This window comes from Nocardioides segetis (assembly GCF_051390595.1).
In the GTDB taxonomy this organism is placed as follows: Bacteria; Actinomycetota; Actinomycetes; order Propionibacteriales; family Nocardioidaceae; genus Nocardioides.
On sequence record NZ_JBNINR010000005.1, the window covers coordinates 123,891 to 141,291 of the forward strand.

At 71.5% G+C, this 17,401-nt stretch carries 16 protein-coding genes and 1 riboswitch; of the genes, 7 read left to right on the forward strand and 9 right to left on the reverse strand.

The window, feature by feature from the left end; translation table 11 throughout:
• Position 1: 1 nt before the first annotated feature.
• Positions 2 to 3,775, reverse strand: a complete 3,774-nt coding sequence (gene metH, locus ACPZVR_RS11185) for a methionine synthase (RefSeq protein ID WP_436699661.1) — start codon at positions 3,773 to 3,775, stop codon at positions 2 to 4.
• 17 nt (positions 3,776 to 3,792) lie between these two features.
• Positions 3,793 to 3,876, reverse strand: a riboswitch (S-adenosyl-L-homocysteine riboswitch).
• Positions 3,877 to 3,918: 42 nt separating this feature from the next.
• Between metH and ACPZVR_RS11190 the strand changes: the two genes are divergently transcribed.
• Positions 3,919 to 4,764 carry a PAC2 family protein gene (locus tag ACPZVR_RS11190; protein ID WP_436699662.1) on the forward strand — a complete coding sequence of 282 codons (846 nt, stop codon included), beginning with the start codon at positions 3,919 to 3,921 and terminating at the stop codon, positions 4,762 to 4,764.
• 106 nt (positions 4,765 to 4,870) lie between these two features.
• Here the strand turns inward: ACPZVR_RS11190 and mshC are convergent, their stop codons facing one another.
• From mshC to ACPZVR_RS11210, 4 genes are read right to left on the reverse strand one after another with little or no spacing between them, the layout of a single operon-like run.
• Positions 4,871 to 6,106, reverse strand: coding sequence for a cysteine--1-D-myo-inosityl 2-amino-2-deoxy-alpha-D-glucopyranoside ligase (mshC, locus tag ACPZVR_RS11195; protein WP_436699663.1), 1,236 nt, complete (start codon positions 6,104 to 6,106; stop codon positions 4,871 to 4,873).
• 22 nt (positions 6,107 to 6,128) lie between these two features.
• Entirely contained in the window at positions 6,129 to 6,842 is a 714-nt protein-coding gene (locus tag ACPZVR_RS11200) for an SCO1664 family protein (RefSeq protein WP_436699664.1), read from the reverse strand.
• 17 nt (positions 6,843 to 6,859) lie between these two features.
• Positions 6,860 to 7,414 carry a DUF3090 domain-containing protein gene (locus ACPZVR_RS11205; protein WP_436699665.1) on the reverse strand — a complete coding sequence of 185 codons (555 nt, stop codon included), beginning with the start codon at positions 7,412 to 7,414 and terminating at the stop codon, positions 6,860 to 6,862.
• A 24-nt stretch (positions 7,415 to 7,438) separates the two neighbouring features.
• Positions 7,439 to 8,152, reverse strand: coding sequence for an MSMEG_4193 family putative phosphomutase (locus ACPZVR_RS11210; protein WP_436699666.1), 714 nt, complete (start codon positions 8,150 to 8,152; stop codon positions 7,439 to 7,441).
• A 103-nt stretch (positions 8,153 to 8,255) separates the two neighbouring features.
• Here ACPZVR_RS11210 and ACPZVR_RS11215 point away from each other — a divergent pair, with 103 nt between their 5' ends.
• Positions 8,256 to 9,479, forward strand: a complete 1,224-nt coding sequence (locus ACPZVR_RS11215) for a glycoside hydrolase family 16 protein (protein WP_436699667.1) — start codon at positions 8,256 to 8,258, stop codon at positions 9,477 to 9,479.
• Positions 9,480 to 9,507: 28 nt separating this feature from the next.
• Entirely contained in the window at positions 9,508 to 10,488 is a 981-nt protein-coding gene (corA, locus tag ACPZVR_RS11220; protein ID WP_436699668.1) for a magnesium/cobalt transporter CorA, read from the forward strand.
• Positions 10,489 to 10,603: 115 nt separating this feature from the next.
• Here the strand turns inward: corA and ACPZVR_RS11225 are convergent, their stop codons facing one another.
• On the reverse strand, positions 10,604 to 11,446 hold the full coding sequence (locus tag ACPZVR_RS11225; protein WP_436699669.1) for an undecaprenyl-diphosphate phosphatase: 843 nt from the start codon (positions 11,444 to 11,446) through the stop codon (positions 10,604 to 10,606).
• A 127-nt stretch (positions 11,447 to 11,573) separates the two neighbouring features.
• Between ACPZVR_RS11225 and ACPZVR_RS11230 the strand changes: the two genes are divergently transcribed.
• Both ACPZVR_RS11230 and ACPZVR_RS11235 read left to right on the forward strand, forming a co-directional pair.
• Positions 11,574 to 12,527: an aldo/keto reductase gene (locus ACPZVR_RS11230; protein ID WP_436699670.1), complete on the forward strand. Its 954-nt coding sequence runs from the start codon at positions 11,574 to 11,576 to the stop codon at positions 12,525 to 12,527.
• On the forward strand, positions 12,524 to 12,757 hold the full coding sequence (locus tag ACPZVR_RS11235) for a DUF5703 family protein (protein WP_436699671.1): 234 nt from the start codon (positions 12,524 to 12,526) through the stop codon (positions 12,755 to 12,757). The genes ACPZVR_RS11230 and ACPZVR_RS11235 overlap by 4 nt, the downstream gene beginning before the upstream one ends.
• Before the next feature lie 73 nt (positions 12,758 to 12,830).
• On the opposite strand, the gene ACPZVR_RS11240 is transcribed toward ACPZVR_RS11235, so the two are convergent.
• Positions 12,831 to 14,156, reverse strand: a complete 1,326-nt coding sequence (locus tag ACPZVR_RS11240; protein ID WP_436699672.1) for a M20/M25/M40 family metallo-hydrolase — start codon at positions 14,154 to 14,156, stop codon at positions 12,831 to 12,833.
• A 43-nt stretch (positions 14,157 to 14,199) separates the two neighbouring features.
• On the opposite strand from ACPZVR_RS11240, the gene ACPZVR_RS11245 reads away from it, so the two are divergent.
• Positions 14,200 to 14,895, forward strand: a complete 696-nt coding sequence (locus ACPZVR_RS11245; RefSeq protein ID WP_436699673.1) for a hypothetical protein — start codon at positions 14,200 to 14,202, stop codon at positions 14,893 to 14,895.
• Between the two features lie 6 nt (positions 14,896 to 14,901).
• Here ACPZVR_RS11245 and ACPZVR_RS11250 read toward each other — a convergent pair whose 3' ends face one another.
• Complete coding sequence (locus tag ACPZVR_RS11250) at positions 14,902 to 15,453, reverse strand: aminoacyl-tRNA deacylase (RefSeq protein ID WP_436699674.1); 552 nt, start codon at positions 15,451 to 15,453, stop codon at positions 14,902 to 14,904.
• A gap of 105 nt (positions 15,454 to 15,558) precedes the next feature.
• Between ACPZVR_RS11250 and ACPZVR_RS11255 the strand changes: the two genes are divergently transcribed.
• The gene (locus ACPZVR_RS11255; RefSeq protein ID WP_436699675.1) at positions 15,559 to 16,521 is read left to right on the forward strand and encodes a LysR family transcriptional regulator; all 963 of its coding nucleotides are present in this window, start codon (positions 15,559 to 15,561) and stop codon (positions 16,519 to 16,521) included.
• Here the strand turns inward: ACPZVR_RS11255 and ACPZVR_RS11260 are convergent.
• Positions 16,508 to 17,359, reverse strand: coding sequence for an alpha/beta fold hydrolase (locus ACPZVR_RS11260; protein ID WP_436699676.1), 852 nt, complete (start codon positions 17,357 to 17,359; stop codon positions 16,508 to 16,510). The two genes, ACPZVR_RS11255 and ACPZVR_RS11260, sit on opposite strands and share 14 nt — an antisense overlap.
• Positions 17,360 to 17,401: the final 42 nt, after the last annotated feature.

Consider the following 17,401-nt stretch of genomic DNA (forward strand, 5'->3'; position numbering starts at 1 on the left):
CTCAGTCGTCGGGGTCGTAGCCGAGGTTCGGCGACAGCCACCGCTCCGCCTCGCCGACGTCCCAGCCCTTGCGGGCGGCGTAGTCCTCGATCTGGTCGCGGCCCAGCCGGCCCACGACGAAGTACTGCGCCTCGGGGTGGCTGTAGTAGATGCCGGAGACCGATGCGCCCGGCCACATCGCCATCGACTCGGTGAGCTCGATCCCGGTGGTGGCCTGGACGTCGAGGAGCTCCCAGATGGTGCGCTTCTCGGTGTGGTCCGGGCAGGCCGGGTAGCCGGGTGCGGGCCGGATGCCGGTGTACTTCTCGGCGATGAGGTCCTCGTTGGTCAGCTGCTCCTCCGGCACGTGCGCCCAGAACTCGGTGCGCACCCGCTGGTGCAGCCGCTCGGCGAACGCCTCGGCGAGCCGGTCGGCGAGCGCCTCGAGGAGGATCGCGGAGTAGTCGTCGAGCTCCTCCTTGAAGGCCATGATCCGCTCGACGGTGCCGAGGCCGGCGGTGACCGCGAAGGCGCCGACCCAGTCGCCGCCTCCGGACAGGTCGCTGCCGATCGGTGCGACGTAGTCGGCGAGCGAGCGGTTCGGCACGCCCTCGCGATGCTGACCCTGCTGGCGCAGCTGGTGCAGCGTGGCGCGTACGGCGCCGCGCGACTCGTCCGCGTAGACGACGACGTCCTCGCCGGTGCTGGCGGCGGGGAACAGTCCGTAGACGCCGTTGGCCCGCAGCCACTTCTCCGCGACCAGCTTGTCGAGCATGACCTGCGCGTCGTCGTACAGCTTGCGCGCCGCCTCGCCGTGCGTCGGGCTGTTGAGGATGTCGGGGAACTTGCCCTTCATCTCCCACGCGTTGAAGAAGGGCTGCCAGTCGATGTAGTCGCGCAGCTCGGCGAGGTCGTAGTCGGCGAGCACGTGCACGCCGGGCGAGCGCGGCTGCGGCGGGGCGTAGCCGTCCCACGAGATCGGTGACCTGTTGTCCTGCGCCTCGGCGAAGGACAGCAGTGGACGCTCGGACTTCTGGGAGTGCCGGGCGCGCAGGGAGTCGTAGTCGGCCTGGGTCGCCTCGAGCAGCGCGGGACGCTGCTTGTCGTCGAGCAGGGCGGCGGCGGTCGGGACGGACCGGGAGGCGTCCTTGACCCAGACCACGGGGCCGTCGTACTTCCGGTCGATCTTCACCGCCGTGTGGGCGCGCGAGGTCGTCGCCCCACCGATGAGCAGCGGGATCTCGAGGCCCAGGCGCTGCATCTCGGTGGCGAAGCCGACCATCTCGTCCAGGCTCGGCGTGATCAGTCCGGACAGGCCGATGATGTCGGCGCCGACCTCCTTGGCCGTGTCGAGGATCTTCTGCGCCGGCACCATCACGCCGAGGTCGATGACCTCGTAGTTGTTGCACGACAGCACGACGCCGACGATGTTCTTGCCGATGTCGTGGACGTCGCCCTTGACCGTGGCCAGCACGATCGTGCCGTTGGTGTCCTTCTGGCTGGCGAGCTCGGGGTTGGCCGCCTTCTCCTGCTCGATGAACGGGATGAGGTAGGCCACGGCCTTCTTCATGACCCGCGCCGACTTCACGACCTGCGGGAGGAACATCTTGCCCGCGCCGAACAGGTCGCCGACGACGTTCATGCCGTCCATGAGCGGGCCCTCGATCACCTCGATCGGCCGGCCGCCGCGAGCGGCGATCTCCTGGCGCAGCTCCTCGGTGTCGGCCTCCACGAACCCGTCGAGGCCCTTGACCAGCGCATGCGTGATCCGCTCGCCGACCGGCAGCGAGCGCCACTCCTCCGCGGCGGCCTCCACCTTCTCACCGCTCCCCCGATGCGCCTCGGCGAGCTCGAGCAGACGCTCGGTCGCCGCGAGCGAGTCGTCGGTGCGGTTGAGGACGACGTCCTCGATGGCGTCGCGCAGCTCGGGGTCGATGGTGTCGTAGGGCACCAGCGCTCCGGCGTTGACGATGCCCATGTCGAGACCCGCCTCGATGGCGTGGAAGAGGAATACCGCGTGGATCGCCTCGCGCACCGGGTTGTTGCCGCGGAAGCTGAAGGAGACGTTGGAGATGCCGCCCGAGACCTTCGCGCCCGGCAGGTTCTGCTTGATCCAGCGGGTCGCCTCGATGAAGTCGACGCCGTAGGTCGCGTGCTCCTCGATGCCGGTGGCCACGGCGAAGACGTTGGGGTCGAAGATGATGTCCTCGGCCGGGAAGCCGACCTTGTCCACCAGGACCCGGTAGGCGCGCTCGCAGATCGCCTTGCGACGCTCGAGGTTGTCGGCCTGACCGTCCTCGTCGAAGGCCATGACCACCGCCGCGGCGCCGTAGCGCTTGCAGAGGTTGGCCTGCTCGATGAACTTCTCCTCGCCCTCCTTCATGGAGATCGAGTTGACGATCGGCTTGCCCTGGACGCAGCGCAGGCCGGCCTCGATGACCTCCCACTTCGAGGAGTCGATCATCAGCGGTACCCGGCTGATGTCGGGTTCGCTGGCGATCAGCTTGACGAACCGGTCCATCGCCGCGACGCCGTCGATCATGCCCTCGTCCATGTTGATGTCGATGACCTGGGCGCCGGCCTCGACCTGCTGGGCGGCGACGGACAGCGCGGTGTCGTAGTCGCCGTCCTTGATCAGGTTGCGGAACCTGGCCGAGCCGGTGATGTTGGTGCGCTCGCCGACGTTCACGAACAGGCTGTCGTCGGTGATCGTGAACGGCTCCAGGCCCGACAGGCGCATGGCCGGCTCGACGGTGGCCGGCTCGCGGACCGCGCGCCCCTCCATCCGCCGGGCGATCTCGGCGATGTGCGCCGGCGTGGTGCCGCAGCAGCCGCCGACGATGTTGAGGAAGCCCGCCTCGGCGAACTCGGCCAGGACCGCGGCGGTGTCCTCCGGCGCCTCGTCGTACTCGCCGAACGCGTTGGGCAGACCCGCGTTGGGGTACGCCGACACGAACGAGTCGGCGAGTCGGGACAGCTCCGCGACGTAGGGGCGCATCTCCTTGGCGCCCAGGGCGCAGTTGAGGCCCACGGCCAGCGGCTGGGCGTGGCGCACCGAGTCCCAGAAGGCCTCGGTGACCTGGCCGGACAGGGTGCGGCCGGAGGCGTCGGTGATCGTGCCGGAGATGACGACCGGCCAGCGGCGGCCGGCCTCCTGGAAGAGCGTCTCGACGGCGAAGATCGCGGCCTTGGCGTTCAGCGTGTCGAAGATGGTCTCGATGAACAGCAGGTCCGAGCCGCCGTCCACCAGGCCGCGGGCCGCGTCCAGATAGGCCTCGACCAGCTGCTCGTAGGACACGTTGCGCGCGCCGGGGTCGTTGACGTCCGGGCTGATGGACGCCGTGCGCGTGGTGGGGCCGAGCGCGCCGGCGACGTACCGCTTGCGCCCGGTCGCCGCGGCGACCTCGTCGGCGATCCCCCGGGCGAGGCGGGCGGACTCGAGGTTGAGCTCGTAGGCCAGCGACTCCATGCCGTAGTCGGCGAGCGAGACCGCGTTGGAGTTGAACGTGTTGGTCTCGACGATGTCGGCTCCCGCGTCGAGGTACTCGCGATGGATGCCGCCGATGATCGCCGGCTGCGTGATCGACAGCAGGTCGTTGTTGCCGATCAGGTCGCCGGGCCACTCCTCGCGGCTCGCGAACCGCTCACCGCGGTAGCCGGCCTCGTCGGGTCGGTCGCGCTGGATGGCGGTGCCCATGGCGCCGTCGAGGATGACGATCCGCTCCTGCAGCAGTTGCGTGAGCTCGTCGGTCGCGTCGGGCTGCCATGCGGCGTCGTGCGGCCTGTCCTGAGCCATGAACCCATCCTTCCAGAGTGTGGAAGGCGCCCTTGGTGTCTCGGCCGAGCGTGGCGGACGGTCCCTGGTCGGGGCCGTCCGTTGCAACGCCTCTCGGCTGGTGCTGATGTTACCCACGTTCGGCTGACTAGGCTGGAACAGTGATGGAGATCGAGACGATCCCCGAGCTGGTCCGGCCCGTGGTGATCGCTGCGTTCGAGGGCTGGAACGACGCCGCCGAGTCGGCGACCGCTGTCGTGGACCACCTGATGAAGGTCTGGGACGCCAAGGTCGTCGCGGCGATCGACCCGGAGGACTACTACGACTTCCAGGTCAACCGCCCCACGGTCGGCATCGACGAGAACGGGTTCCGCAAGCTGACCTGGCCGAGCACGCACATCGCCGTGGCCTCGCCCCCCGACCTGGACCGCGACGTCATCCTGGTGCGCGGGATCGAGCCGAACATGCGCTGGCGTCAGTTCACCGGCGAGATCCTCGAGACGATCGACGAGCTCGGCGCCGAGCTGTTCGTGACCATCGGCGCGCTGCTGTCCGACAGCCCGCACACCCGGCCGATCCCGGTGTCCGGATCCGCGACCGAGGCCGACCTGATGGACCGGCTCGCACTGGAGCAGTCCACCTACGAGGGTCCCACCGGCATCGTGGGCGTGCTGCAGGACGCCTGCGCCCGCGTCGACATCCCCGCGGTGTCCTACTGGGCCGCGGTGCCGCACTACGTCGCCCAGCCGCCGTGCCCGAAGGCCACGCTCGCCCTGCTCACCCGGCTCGAGGACCTGCTGGAGACCCCGGTGCCGCTCGGCGACCTGCCCGACGAGGCCCGCGCGTGGGAGCGCGGGGTCGACGAGCTGGCGGAGGAGGACGAGGACGTCGCCGAGTACGTCCGCTCGCTGGAGGAGTCCCGCGACACCGCGGACCTGCCGGAGGCGTCCGGCGAGGCCATCGCCCGGGAGTTCGAGCGGTACCTCAAGCGTCGGGGCGAGGAGTCCTGATCGGGTCGGTCGGTCGGTCGCTGAGAGTGTTGCGGTTTGGTCCCAAACTGCAACAATTCCGGCCGATCAGCTGCGGTTTGTGCCCAATCGAGGCAGGTCCCGGCCGCTAGAGAGCGAGACCGAGAGCGGCGTCGAGGACCGGCAGGAGGGTGACGGCCGCCTCGGGGTCGCTCGTGTCGGCGAGCCCGTCGGTGCCGAGCGTGGCGGCGACCCAGGCGTCCACCGCGGCCGTGGCGCGGGGCGCGTCCAGGTCGTCGGCGAGGGCGGCGAGGATCTCCTCGACCACGGGCGCGGCGGGGGCGCCCGCACCCAGCGCCAGGGCCCGGCGCCAGTCGGCGACGTCGTCCACCGCCTGCCACAGGTGGGCGTCCGTCCACTCCCAGTCGGTGCGGTAATGGTGCCGCAGCAGGGCGAGCCTGATCGCCATCGGGTCGATGTCGCTGTTGCGCAGGGCGGAGACGAAGACCAGGTTGCCCAGGGACTTCGACATCTTCTCGCCGTCGTAGGCCACCATGCCCGCGTGGGCGTAGACCCGGGCGAACGCCTCGCCGGTCGCGACCTGGACGTGCCCGGCGCACATCTCGTGGTGCGGGAAGACGAGGTCGCTGCCGCCGGCCTGGACGTCGAACGCGCCGCCGAGGTGGGTCAGCGCGATCGCGGCGCACTCGATGTGCCAGCCGGGTCGGCCCGGCCCGAACGGGCTGTCCCAGGAGGGCTCGCCGTCGCGCTCGCCCCGCCAGACCACGCAGTCGAGGGGGTCCTTCTTGCCGGGACGGTCCGGGTCACCGCCGCGCTCTCCGAAGAGGCGGAGCATCGTCTCCCGGTCGTAGTTGGACTCCTCGCCGAACGCCGGGTCCGCCGCCACCGAGAAGTAGAGATCCTGCTCCACGCGGTAGACCGAGCCGGCCGCCTCCAGGCGTTCGATGAGCTCGATGACCAGCGGGATGGACTCGACGGCACCGACGTACTCCACCGGCGGGAGGACGCGCAGCGCCTCCATGTCCGTGCGGAAGAGCTCGGTCTCGCGCTCGGCCAGCTCGACCCAGTCGACGCCGACCTTCCCAGCCCGCTCGAGCAGAGGGTCGTCGACGTCGGTGACGTTCTGGACGTAGCGGACGTCGTGGCCCGCGTTGCGCCAGGCCCGGTTGAGCAGGTCGAAGGCGATATAGGTGTTCGCGTGGCCGATGTGCGTGGCGTCGTAGGGCGTGATGCCGCAGACGTAGAGGCGTGCGGCACCGTCGGGCCGGCTCTCGACCCTGCCGCCGGAGGCGGTGTCGTGGAGGACGACCGGGGGGCCGGAGACCGGGAGCACCGGGAGTCCCGGGGCGTTCCATGCGCGCATGCCTCGATGTTAGGGGTTGGCTCTAGAAGGGCGGCCAGGGGATCGCCGGCCAGCTGCCGGAGGGGCCGGGAAGCTCACCGGCCGCCAGCAGCCGTTCGGTACGGCGCTCCAGGGCGCGGATCTCGTGCTCGGCCAGATGCGCGGTCAGCCGCTCGCCGAGATCGCCGCGCAACGCGGAGAGCACGGCGGCGACCACCTCGGTCTCCTCGACCGTCAGCGGCGTGCCGGCCCAGCCCCACAGGACGGTGCGCAGCTTGGCCTCGTGGTGGAAGGCGACGCCGTGGTCGACGCCGTACCGGTGTCCTCCCGGCATGGCCAGGACGTGCCCGCCCTTGCGGTCGGCGTTGTTGACGAGGACGTCGTAGACCGCGATGCGGCGCAGGGCGCGGGAGTCCTCGTGGACCAGCGTGACGGGGTGGTCGCGCTCGTCGAGCCCCTCGACGACCTCGAGCCAGCCGGCGGGCGTCTCGCCGGAGCGCACCAGGACCACCGCGGCGTCGTCGGGATCGACCTCCTGCCACTCCTGGACCATGCCGGGGCCGTGCGGTCCCTCGCCCCACCAGGTGCGCGGCACGAGGTTCCAGCCGGTCGCCTCCGAGACCAGGTAGGCGCCGATCTCCCGGTCGGCGAGGGTGCCGTCGGGGAAGTCCCAGAGCGGCCGCTCCCCCGCCACCGGCTTGTAGACGACCTCGCGACCGTCGAGCTCGGCGAGGAAGGTCGCGTTCGAGGCCGGCATGATCCGGCCCTTGAGGATCATGGATCGCGGCGCTTGAACCCGTTGGCCCGCACGCACAGGTGGCCCTCGGGGTCGATCGGCTGCCCGCAGAAGGGACAGCTGGGCCGTCCGGCTCCCACGACGTGCTCGGCGCGGCGGACGAAGGCCCGGGCCTGCCCCGGCTCGAGCCGGACCAGGAGCAGCTCGGCCGGGTCCTCGCCGTCGGTGAGCTCGACCGGCTCCTCGCCGACGGGGAAGACCTCGACCACGACCCGTTCGTCGTCGGGGTCCCACGACAGGGTCATCGTGCCGGCGCGGAACTCCTCCTCGATCGGCAGCTCCAACGGCTGGTCGTCGGTCAGACCGAACGGCGCGATCGCCGGGACGACCGCCCGCGCCCGCCCGTCGGAGATCACCTCGTCGAGCAGCTCGTCGATGCGCTCGGCGAGCGCCGCGACCTGCTGCTTCTCCAGGGCGACCGAGACCAGTCGGGAGCCGGCGCGCGCCTGGAGGAAGAAGGTGCGGCTGCCGGGCTCGCCGACGGTGCCGGCGACGAAGCGCTCGGGCGGGTCGAATCCGTGGACGATCGGCATGCCCCCGAGCCTATCGACGTACCGTCAGGCCGGCCCGGCGCCACCGCCGACGACCGCTCCGCGAGATCGCGACCGCCGCCTGCCGGGCTTCGGCGCGAGCCACGACAGATCACCGTCGTGGGTGTTGCTGGCCAGCACGTAGGGACGATCGGGGGCGTAGCGGACGATCGACACCGAGGCGGGGTCGACGCTGATGCGCTGGAACAGGTCGAGATGCATGCCGAGCGCGTCGGCCAGCACCGACTTGATGATGTCGCCGTGGCTCACGGCCACCCACACGGCGTCCGGGCCGTGGTCGCGCGTGATGGCCGTGTCGAGCCGTCGGACCGCGGCCACGGCGCGGTGCTGCATCGCGACCATCGACTCCCCTCCCGGGAACACGGCGGCGGACGGCTGGCGCTGCACCGTCTTCCACAGCGGCTCACGGAGCAGCTCCTTGATCGGGCGGCCCTGCCAGTCCCCGTAGTCGCACTCGGCGAGCCCCTTCTCGGTCACCGCCCGGGTGGTGGGATGACCGGCGTCGCGCTGGCCGGCGGCGACCGCCCGCGCGGTCTGCCGGCAGCGCTCCTGCGGGCTGGTGACGAGCGCCGCCACCGGGACGCTCCCGATCCGGGCCGCCGCCCGCGCGGCCTGCTGAGTGCCGAGATCGTCGAGCCGGACGCCGGGCGTACGGCCGGCGAGGACGCCGGAGGCGTTCGCGGTGGTCCGGCCGTGTCGGACCAGCAGAAGGGTGGCCATGGGTCCGGAGCCTAGCCAGTGGCGCGGCGCGAGCCCGTTCAGGCACGGGCATCTGCCACGATGGACTGATCGGATGTCCTCGACCCGCACTCGGGAGCGCGGTGTGAACAGATCGATCGTCGGTGCGCCGACCCCTCGCGGCAGCGTGCTGCTGGTGATGCTCCTGCTCGCTGTGCTCGCGCCGCTGCCGGCGGCGACGGGGAAGCCCTGGCCGGAGCCGCCACCGGCGGCGCGACAGGGCAAGCGACCGACGCTCGACGTCGTCCGGGTCGCCGACGGCCGAGCGCGGATCACGGGCCGGGCGCTCCAGCGCCGCGTCGCGATCCAGGCGCGCTGGGGCGGGAAGTGGAAGCGGGTCGCGCGGGTGCGGGTGCGGCACGGCCGGTTCGCCACGAAGGTCGGCCTCCGGGCGACCCGGTCCGGCGAGGTCCGCGTCACGGCCGGCCGGTGGCGGAGCCGGGCGCGGGAGCTCCCCCGCCTCCTCGCCGGACAGGTGTGGGAGCCGGCTCCGCCGCCCGGTGGCGAGGCACCGCCGCCGGACGGGCCCGCCGACGCCTGCGGACCGCGGCCGCGACGCGCGGACGGGACCCACTGGTCGTGCACGTTCGCGGACGACTTCTCCGGCGGGGAGCTGGACCGCACCCGATGGGCGCCGCAGACGGTGTTCAGCAGCGGCGACAAGCTCGGACGCTATGCCTGCTACCGCGACCATCCGAACAACGTCTCCGTGTCAGGCGGCGCCCTTCACCTGACGCTGCGTCGCGAGGACAGGCCGATCCTCTGCCTGCGCAACGGGCTGCTGCCGACCGTGTACTCGTCGGGGATGGTGTCGACGCACCGGCTGTTCAGCCAGCAGTACGGGCGATTCGAGGCGCGCTACGCCAACACCGGCACCGTCGTACCCGGGCTGCAGGAGACGTTCTGGCTGTGGCCCGACGACCGCTACCAGAAGCCGCTCGACCTCTGGCCGGCAGCAGGCGAGATCGACATCGCCGAGACCTACTCCCAGCACCCCGACCTGGCCATCCCCTTCCTGCACTACACCCGCAACGACAACGGCGGTCCCGTCCCCGGCCTCAACACCGCGTGGAACTGCCGGGCGCTCCGGGGCGGCTACAACACCTACACGCTCGAGTGGACGCCGACCCGGCTGGAGATCCTCGTGAACGGGAGGTCCTGCCTGGTCAACACCTCGGGGGACGAGGCGTTCCACAAGCCCTACATCGTGGCCCTGACGATGCTGCTGGGCGCGTCGGGCAACAAGGCGACCGATGCCACCCCGCTGCCGGCGACGATGTCGATCGACTACGTCCGGGTGTGGCAATGACCGGCCGCGGTGCGACTAGCGTGAGTCCGTGATCGTCGACAGCGCCGTCTACCGGCACGGTGTCCGCGTCCCCGTGGACTGCCATCTGCACGACTACGCCGCGCTGCGCGCCGCGGCGAGCAACGAGCACGACTTCGTCTGGGTCGGCCTCTACGAGCCCAGCCACATCGAGCTCGGCGAGATCGCCGCCGCCTTCGACCTCCATCCCCTGGCGGTCGAGGACGCGGTCGTCGCCCACCAGCGACCCAAGCTCGAGACCTACGACAACAGTCTGTTCCTCGTCCTCAAGACGCTCTGGTACGTCGACGAGGACGATGCCGTGGAGACCGGCGAGATCAACGTCTTCATCGGCACCGACTTCGTCATCACCGTCCGCCACGGCCGCGGCTCGGCCCTCAGCGATGCCCGCCACGATCTCGAGAGGAAGCAGTCGGTGCTCGACCACGGCCCGTCCGCCGTCGTGTATGCCGTCTGCGACGCCGTGGTCGACGGCTACACCGCGGTGGTCGCCGAGCTGCAGATCGACGTCGACGAGGTGGAGGCATCCGTCTTCTCCGACCGCCGCACCCAAGACGGCGACCGGATCTACGTCCTCAAGCGGGAGCTGTCCGAGGTACGCCGAGCGGTGCTGCCGCTGCGCGAGCCGATGCGCCGCTTCGCGACCGGGACCGTCGACCTCGTCGAGGCGGAGTCCGCTCCCTTCTTCCGCGACGTCAGCGACCACCTCGCCCAGGCAACGGAGGAGATCGACAACCTCGACGGCCTGCTGTCGTCCGCCTTCGACGCCCACGTCTCCCGGATCGCGATGCAGCAGAACGACGACATGCGGAAGATCTCTGCCGGCGCGGCGCTCGTCGTGGTGCCGACGCTGATCGCGGGGATCTACGGCATGAACTTCACCCACATGCCGGAGCTCGACTGGACCTTCGGGTACCCGTTCGCGATCGCGCTGATGGCCGCGACGGTGGCGGGACTGTGGGTGTTCTTCAAGCGGTCGGGCTGGTTCTGACGCCGCTCGGGCCCGCTCGCGGGTGGCTCTGGACGTTGCGGTTTGGTCCCAAACCGCAACAATTCAGCTCCGCAGCGTGCAGTCTCTGCCCAATCGACGAGTGGTCAGACCAGCATCAGGAACTGAGGACGCCGGCACCGAGCAGGACCAGCACGGCTGTGCCGAGCAGCACGCGGTAGATGACGAACGGCGTGTAGGACCGGGTGCTCACCCAGCGCAGCAGCCACGCGATGGCGGCGTACCCGACGATGAAGGAGACGACGGTCGCGGTGATGGTGGGGCCCCAGCCGTAGTCGGCCTCGCCGGGATGGGCGGTGCCGACGTCGCCGATCTCCTTGAGCTCGAACAGGCCGGCGCCGACGACCGCGGGGATGGCGAGGAGGAAGGCGAAGCGGGTGGCCGCCTCTCGCTCGTAGCCGAGGAAGCGGCCCATCGACAGGGTCGCGCCGGAGCGGGACACGCCGGGGATGAGGGCCATCGCCTGGGCGCCGCCCATGAGGACGGCGTCGCGCAGGCGCATCTGCTTGATCGCCTTCTCGTTGCGCCCGATCCGGTCCGCGAGACCGAGGACGAGACCGAGCACGATCAGGGTGCAGCCGATGATCCACAGGTTGCGGAAGTCGCGCTCGATGACGTCCTTGAGGAGCACACCCAGCACCACGATGGGCAGGGAGCCGACAATGATGTACCAGCCCATCCGGGCGTCGAGGGCGCCGCGGTACTCCGGCTTGAACAGCGAGAGGACCCATGCCCGGGCGATCCGCCAGATGTCCTTGCGGAAGTACACGAGCACGGCCAGCTCGGTGCCGATCTGGATCACCGCCGTGAAGGCGGCGCCGGGGTCGCCCCACCCGAACAGGTCGGGGAAGATCCGCAGGTGGGCGCTGCTGGAGATCGGGAGGAACTCGGTCAGTCCCTGGAGCACACCGAGGAACACTGCCTGCAGGAAGTCCGCCACGACGCGCCATCCTAGGGAGTCGCCGGTCACGCGCCGCATCGGCGGTCATCGGCGGTCACCGGCGGTCATCGGTGCTCTTCGGCGTGCCCGGCGCTCCCCGCTCGGCCGGCCGGATACCTTGTGCCCCATGCAGCAGCGGTACGTCGGCGCCAGCGGACTCCAGGTGTCGCGCCTCGCCCTCGGCACGATGACGTGGGGCAAGGACACCGACGAGCACGAGGCCCGGGACCAGCTGACGGCCTTCGTCGAGGCCGGGGGGACGATGGTCGACACGGCCGCGGGCTACACCGACGGCCGCTCCGAAGCACTGCTCGGCTCGCTCCTCGGTGACGTCGTACGCCGCGACGACGTCGTGCTGGCGACCAAGGCCGGGATCTGGCGACGCGGCTCCGAGCGGGTGACCGACACCTCGCGCGGCGCGATGCTGCGGGGGCTCGACACGTCGCTGAAGCGTCTCGGGACCGACCACGTCGACCTGTGGCAGGTCCACATCTGGGGCGACGACGTGCCGCTGGAGGAGACGCTGGGCGCGCTCGACCACGCGGTGGCGACGGGCCGGGCGACGTACGTCGGCATCTCCAACTTCGCGGGGTGGCAGACGGCGCGCGCGGTGACGCTCCAGGAGTCGGCGGTCGGACGGGCCCGGATCGTGTCGACCCAGATGGAGTACTCCCTGGTCAACCGGCGGATCGAACGCGAGGTGCTGCCCGCGGTCGAGGCGCTCGGCATCGGCCTGTTCCCGTGGTCGCCGCTCGGACGGGGCGTGCTGACGGGGAAGTACCGCACCGGCACCCCCGCGGACTCGCGCGCCGCCTCCCCGGTCTTCTCCGGCTTCGTCGACGCCTACCTCGACGACCACAGCCGCGGCATCGTCGAGGCCGTCGCCCGGGCGGCCGACGGCCTGGGCTGGACCCCGTTGGAGGTGGCCCTGGTCTGGGTCCGTGACTCCCCCGGCGTCACCGCGCCGGTCGTCGGTGCCCGGACCGCGGCGCAGCTCACCGGATCGCTCGGCGCGGAGGCCAAGGAGCTGCCACCCGAGATCCGAGCCGCCCTGGACGACGTCTCCGGAGGTGCCGCATGAACGTCTCCCTGCTCCGCCCCGGCGTGATGCGCGGCCTGGGCCGCGGCGTCGAGTGGGAGTTCGAGCGGGTCACCTTCGACCGCGAGTTCTCGCGCAACATGGTCGCCAAGCTCCTCGTCGAGCGGGCCGAGCACGGCGGCTGGGAGCTCGACCGGGTGCAGATCGGGCCGGACGGCCGGCGGCGCGTCGTTCTGCGGCGCAAGATCATCCGGGCCGTACGGACCGCCTGAACCGTTGCGGTTTGGTCCCAAACCGCAACAATTCAAGCCCCGGACATGCAGTCTCTGCCCAATCGCGAACTGGTCAGACCACGTCGAGGAAGCGGTCCATCACGCGCGCACCGAACTCCAGCGCGTCGATCGGCACCCGCTCATCGACCCCGTGGAAGAGCGCGGTGAAGTCGAGGTCGTCGGGCAGCCGCAGCGGCGTGAAGCCGAAGGAGCGCATGCCGAGCTTCGTGAAGTGCTTGGCGTCCGTGCCGCCGCTCATGAGGTAGGGCGCGATCAGCGCGTCCGGGTCCTCCGCCAGCAGGCTGCGGGTCATCGCGTCGACCAGCGCGCCCTCGTACGGCGTCTCCCAGGGTGGCTGGTTCGACACGTAGTCGATGTCGATGCCCTCGCCGGTCAGCTCGGCCAGGGTCGCGAAGAACTCGTCCTCGAAGCCGGGCAGGAAGCGGCCGTCCACGTGGGCGGTGGCGTCGGTGGGGATCACGTTGACCTTGTAGCCCGCCTCGAGCATCGTCGGGTTCGTCGAGTGCCGCAGCACCGCGCCGAGCATCCGGGCGGCTCCGCCGAACTCCTCGACCAGCGCCGGGGCGTTCTCCGGGGTCGCCTCGACCCCGGCCAGGTCGCCGACCGCCGCGAGCAGGGCGCGCATGGTGGGCGTGAGCCGGACCGGCCAGTCGTGGGCGCCGATGCGTGCCACGGCGGCCGCGAGCCGGGTCACCGCGTTGTCGTCGTTGAGCATCGAGCCGTGGCCGGCGCGGCCCCGGGCGCTGAGCCGCATCCAGGCCATGCCCTTCTCGGCGGCCTCGATGAGATACATCCGGCGGCCGCGGACGGTCGTGCTGAAGCCGCCGACCTCACCGACCGCCTCGGTGCAGCCCTCGAACCACTCGGCGTGGTTCGCGACCAGCAGCTCGGCGCCGTCGTGCCCGCCGGCCTCCTCGTCGGCGGTGAAGCAGAGCACGATCTCCCGCTCCGGGATCCTCCCGGCGCGCTGCCGGGCGCGGACGACCGAGAGCAGCATCGCGTCGAAGTCCTTCATGTCGACCGCGCCGCGGCCCCAGACGTAGCCGTCCTGGACCTCGCCACTGAACGGATGGACCGTCCAGTCCTCCGCGGCGGCCGGTACGACGTCGAGGTGGCCGTGCAGCAGCAGCGCGCCCCGATCGTGGTCGGCGGTCGCACGCGCACCGCCGCCCCAGCGGGCCAGGACGTTCGCGCGTCCGGGAGCGGTCTCGATCACCTCTGCCGCGATGCCCACCTCGTCGAGCAGGCCGGCGACGTGCTCGGCGGCCTTCCGCTCCCCCGTGCTCTCGCCGCCGCCGTAGTTGGAGGTGTCGATGCGGATCAGGTCGCGGCACAGGTCCACGACCTCGCCCGCGACGTCGTGGGTGGTGTCGGCCATGGGGTCATCGTTGCACGCACCCGCACGCACTAGCGTTGCTGCCGTGGCACCCCCGGACTGGAAGCAGTACTCCCCCGACGACACCCCGGACCCCGAGGCGGCTCCGGCCCGGCCTCGCCCGCCCGCGCCCTACCGGCCCCCCGAGCAGCCGCGCCCGCCCCGCACCGTCGAGGAGCGGACGGTGCGCAGGCGCCCGTTCCATCCCGCGGGCATGCTGATCGCCGCGGGCGGGGTCGTGGTCGCCCTCGGCGTGCCGTTCGTCTTGTCGGTCGCGGGCAACGAGGACGCTCCCGCCGCGGACGAGCCGCAGACGGACAAGGGGTTCGATGCGCTGGTCGCGGCCATCGGGGAGGAGACCGGCAGCACCCTGGTCCGGAACGTGTCGATCTATCCGGACTACGCGGTGGTCGACGTGCCGTACAAGCCGGACGACCCGGCCGACGAGCGCGAGCTGAGCTACTACTGGGACGGCGAGCTCGACGAGCCCACCAAGACGACGGGCGACGAGGAGGTCTTCGATCTCACGAGGGTCGACAGCGCCGTCCTCGACGGGCTCTGCCAGCACGCCGAGGCGCTGCTGGAGGACGCCGAGGAATGCCGCCTGTACATCAGCGCGCCCGACCCCGACGATCCGACGCCGGAGTGGATCACGGCGGGCGTGGACAACGAGTTCAACCAGAGCGCCTATGTCGACTTCGACCTGGCCGGCACCGTGCTCGAGGAGCACCCGCCGGACTGACCCGGCTCACTTCGAGGCGGCGGTGACGTCGGCGACGGTGGCGTCGAGCGCCGCGACGAGGGCGTCCCCGTCGACCGTGAGCGCGACGCCGTACGCGCCACCGCCGATGGACACGGTGCCCGTGACCCGGCTGTCGGCGATGACCGGCAGTGCCGCCGTCGCGCCCAACGGCGTGATCGTGCCGCGCACGTACCCCGTGACCTCGAGCGCGGCCTCCGCCGACGGCATGGAGATCCGGTTGACGCCCAGCAGGGCGCGGAGCCGGGGCCAGGAGATCTCGCGGTCACCCGGCACGAGGACGAAGCGGTGGTCGCCCTCGGCGACCCGCACGACCATGGTCTTCACGATCTGCCGGGGCGCGAGGCCACGCGCGGCGGCCGCCTCCTCCAGCGAGCCGACCGCGCCGTGCCGGGTGACCTCGAAGCCGAGGCCGAGCCGCTCCGCGGCGGCGATCGCGCGGGCGGAGCGGTCGGTGGAGCGGTCGGTGGAGCGGTCGGTGGAGCGGTCGGTGGAGTCGGCGGGGCCGGGCTGTTCGGGACGGTCGGATGGGACGGACACACCCTCAATCTAGGGGCGGCGACCTACTAGCATCGGCACTCACCCGGTCCCGTCGACGGCTCCCACGGCCGCGCCGACGGTCCGGCCGACCTCGACGGAGCGTGCGTGCCCACGATCGACCCCCGACGCCTCCTGGTCCTGCGCGCCTTCGTGCTGTCGGACTCGGTCACCGCGACCGCGGCGTCCCTGCACCTGACACCGTCGGCGGTGTCACAGCAGCTCGCCGCGCTCGAGCGCGAGGTCGGCCACCCGCTCGTCGTCCGCACGGGGCGCAAGTTGGCGCTGACGCCGGCCGGCCGGATCCTCGCCGAGCACGCCGAGGAGATCAGCTCGAGACTCAAGCTGGCGGAGGCCGACCTGGCCGCGCACGCCGGCGGTGTGCTGGGTCAACTCCGGATCGGCGCGTTCCCGACCGCGATCGGCTGGGTCGTCGCCCCGGCCATCGTCGAGCTGCGGCGCCAGGCGCCGGGCGTCGACGTCACGGTCGTCGACGCCGAGGCGCACATGAGCCATCGGATGCTGATGCGCGGCGACATCGACGTCACCGTGAGCCTGGAGTACGAGTCCGACCCCGAGCGGGACTCGCCGGACATCGCGAAGTTCCCGCTCTACATCGAGCGGTTCAAGGCCGTCCTCCCCCACGCCCACCCCCTGGCCGGCGAGGAGGGCATCGAGCTGACGCAGCTGCGCGAGGAGGGCTGGATCATGCCCTCGCCGGGCAACCCGTGCCGCACGATGGTGCTGCAGGCGTGCGCCGAGGTGGGCTTCCACCCGCCCATCACCCATGTCTCCGACGACTACCGAGCGGCGGTGGCGCTGGTCGCGGCCGAGGCCGGGATCTGCCTGGTCCCCGAGTCGGCGCTGTCCGCGCGCGACGCCGACCTGGTGACGGTGCTGCCCACCCGAGGGATCGCCCCGCTGCGCAAGGTGATCATGACGACGCGCCGGGACAACCAGGGACACCCCGTCGTCCGGGCGGGTCTGGAGGCGATGCGGGCCGCGCTCGCCGCGCCGGACGCGGAGATCTACGGCCCGCTCGCGCGGTCGGACACGTTCAGCGTGGAGTGACCGCCACGGTCGGCGCGCTCTCCTGCAGGAACGCGTCGACGTGCCGGTGGTACTCCTCGGGACGGTCCCGTCGCACGCAGTGTCCGGCGCCGTCGATCACGATCACGTCGAAGCCGGGCGCCACGGCGGTGAGTCGCTCGCGCGAGTGCTTGTCGACGATGACGTCGCCGGTGCCGGTGACCAGCAGCGCCGGAACGCCCGCGGGGCCGACCGTGATCTGGCGTGCCGTCGGCGTCCAGATCCGGCGCTTCTCGTGCAGCCGCTGGTCCATGTAGTCGGTGTCGACCGCCTTCATCGCCTCCGCGAGCGGGAGGAGCTCCTGCTCGGGCCAGTGCGGCTTGAGCTCGCGCTGGAGCGCGACCAGCTCCTCCACCGTGGACGTGTCGACCTCGTCGAAGGGGTCCCGCTCACGCTGGTCGGCCGGCACGCTGAGCCACGGGTTCGGCCCGGCCTCCGGCACCCACCACGGCGGGTCCTCCAGGACGACGCCGGCCACCAGGTGCGGGGCGTCGGCGGCGACGAACGCGGCGATCCGCGCTCCCATCGAGTGACCGACGACCAGGGTCCTGCGGCCGGTGGCCGCCAGCAGGTCGGTGAGGATGTCGATCGCGTCCTGCACCATCACATCGGTCGACGGCACGCCCTCGTGCTCGGGCCGGCGGCCGGGCGACTTCCCGTGGCCGCGGGCGTCCGGCGCCACGATGTGGAAGTCGCCGCCCCAGCGGTCGACGGCGTCGCCGTAGCACTCGCCGGACTCCACGGCGCCGTGCAGGATGAGAATGGCGGGCGCATCTGCTGCGTCCCGCCCGTACGTCCGGACGAACAGGTCGGTTCCCACGTGTCTTCTTTCTATCGGTGCGTCATGTGCTGATCGTGGCAC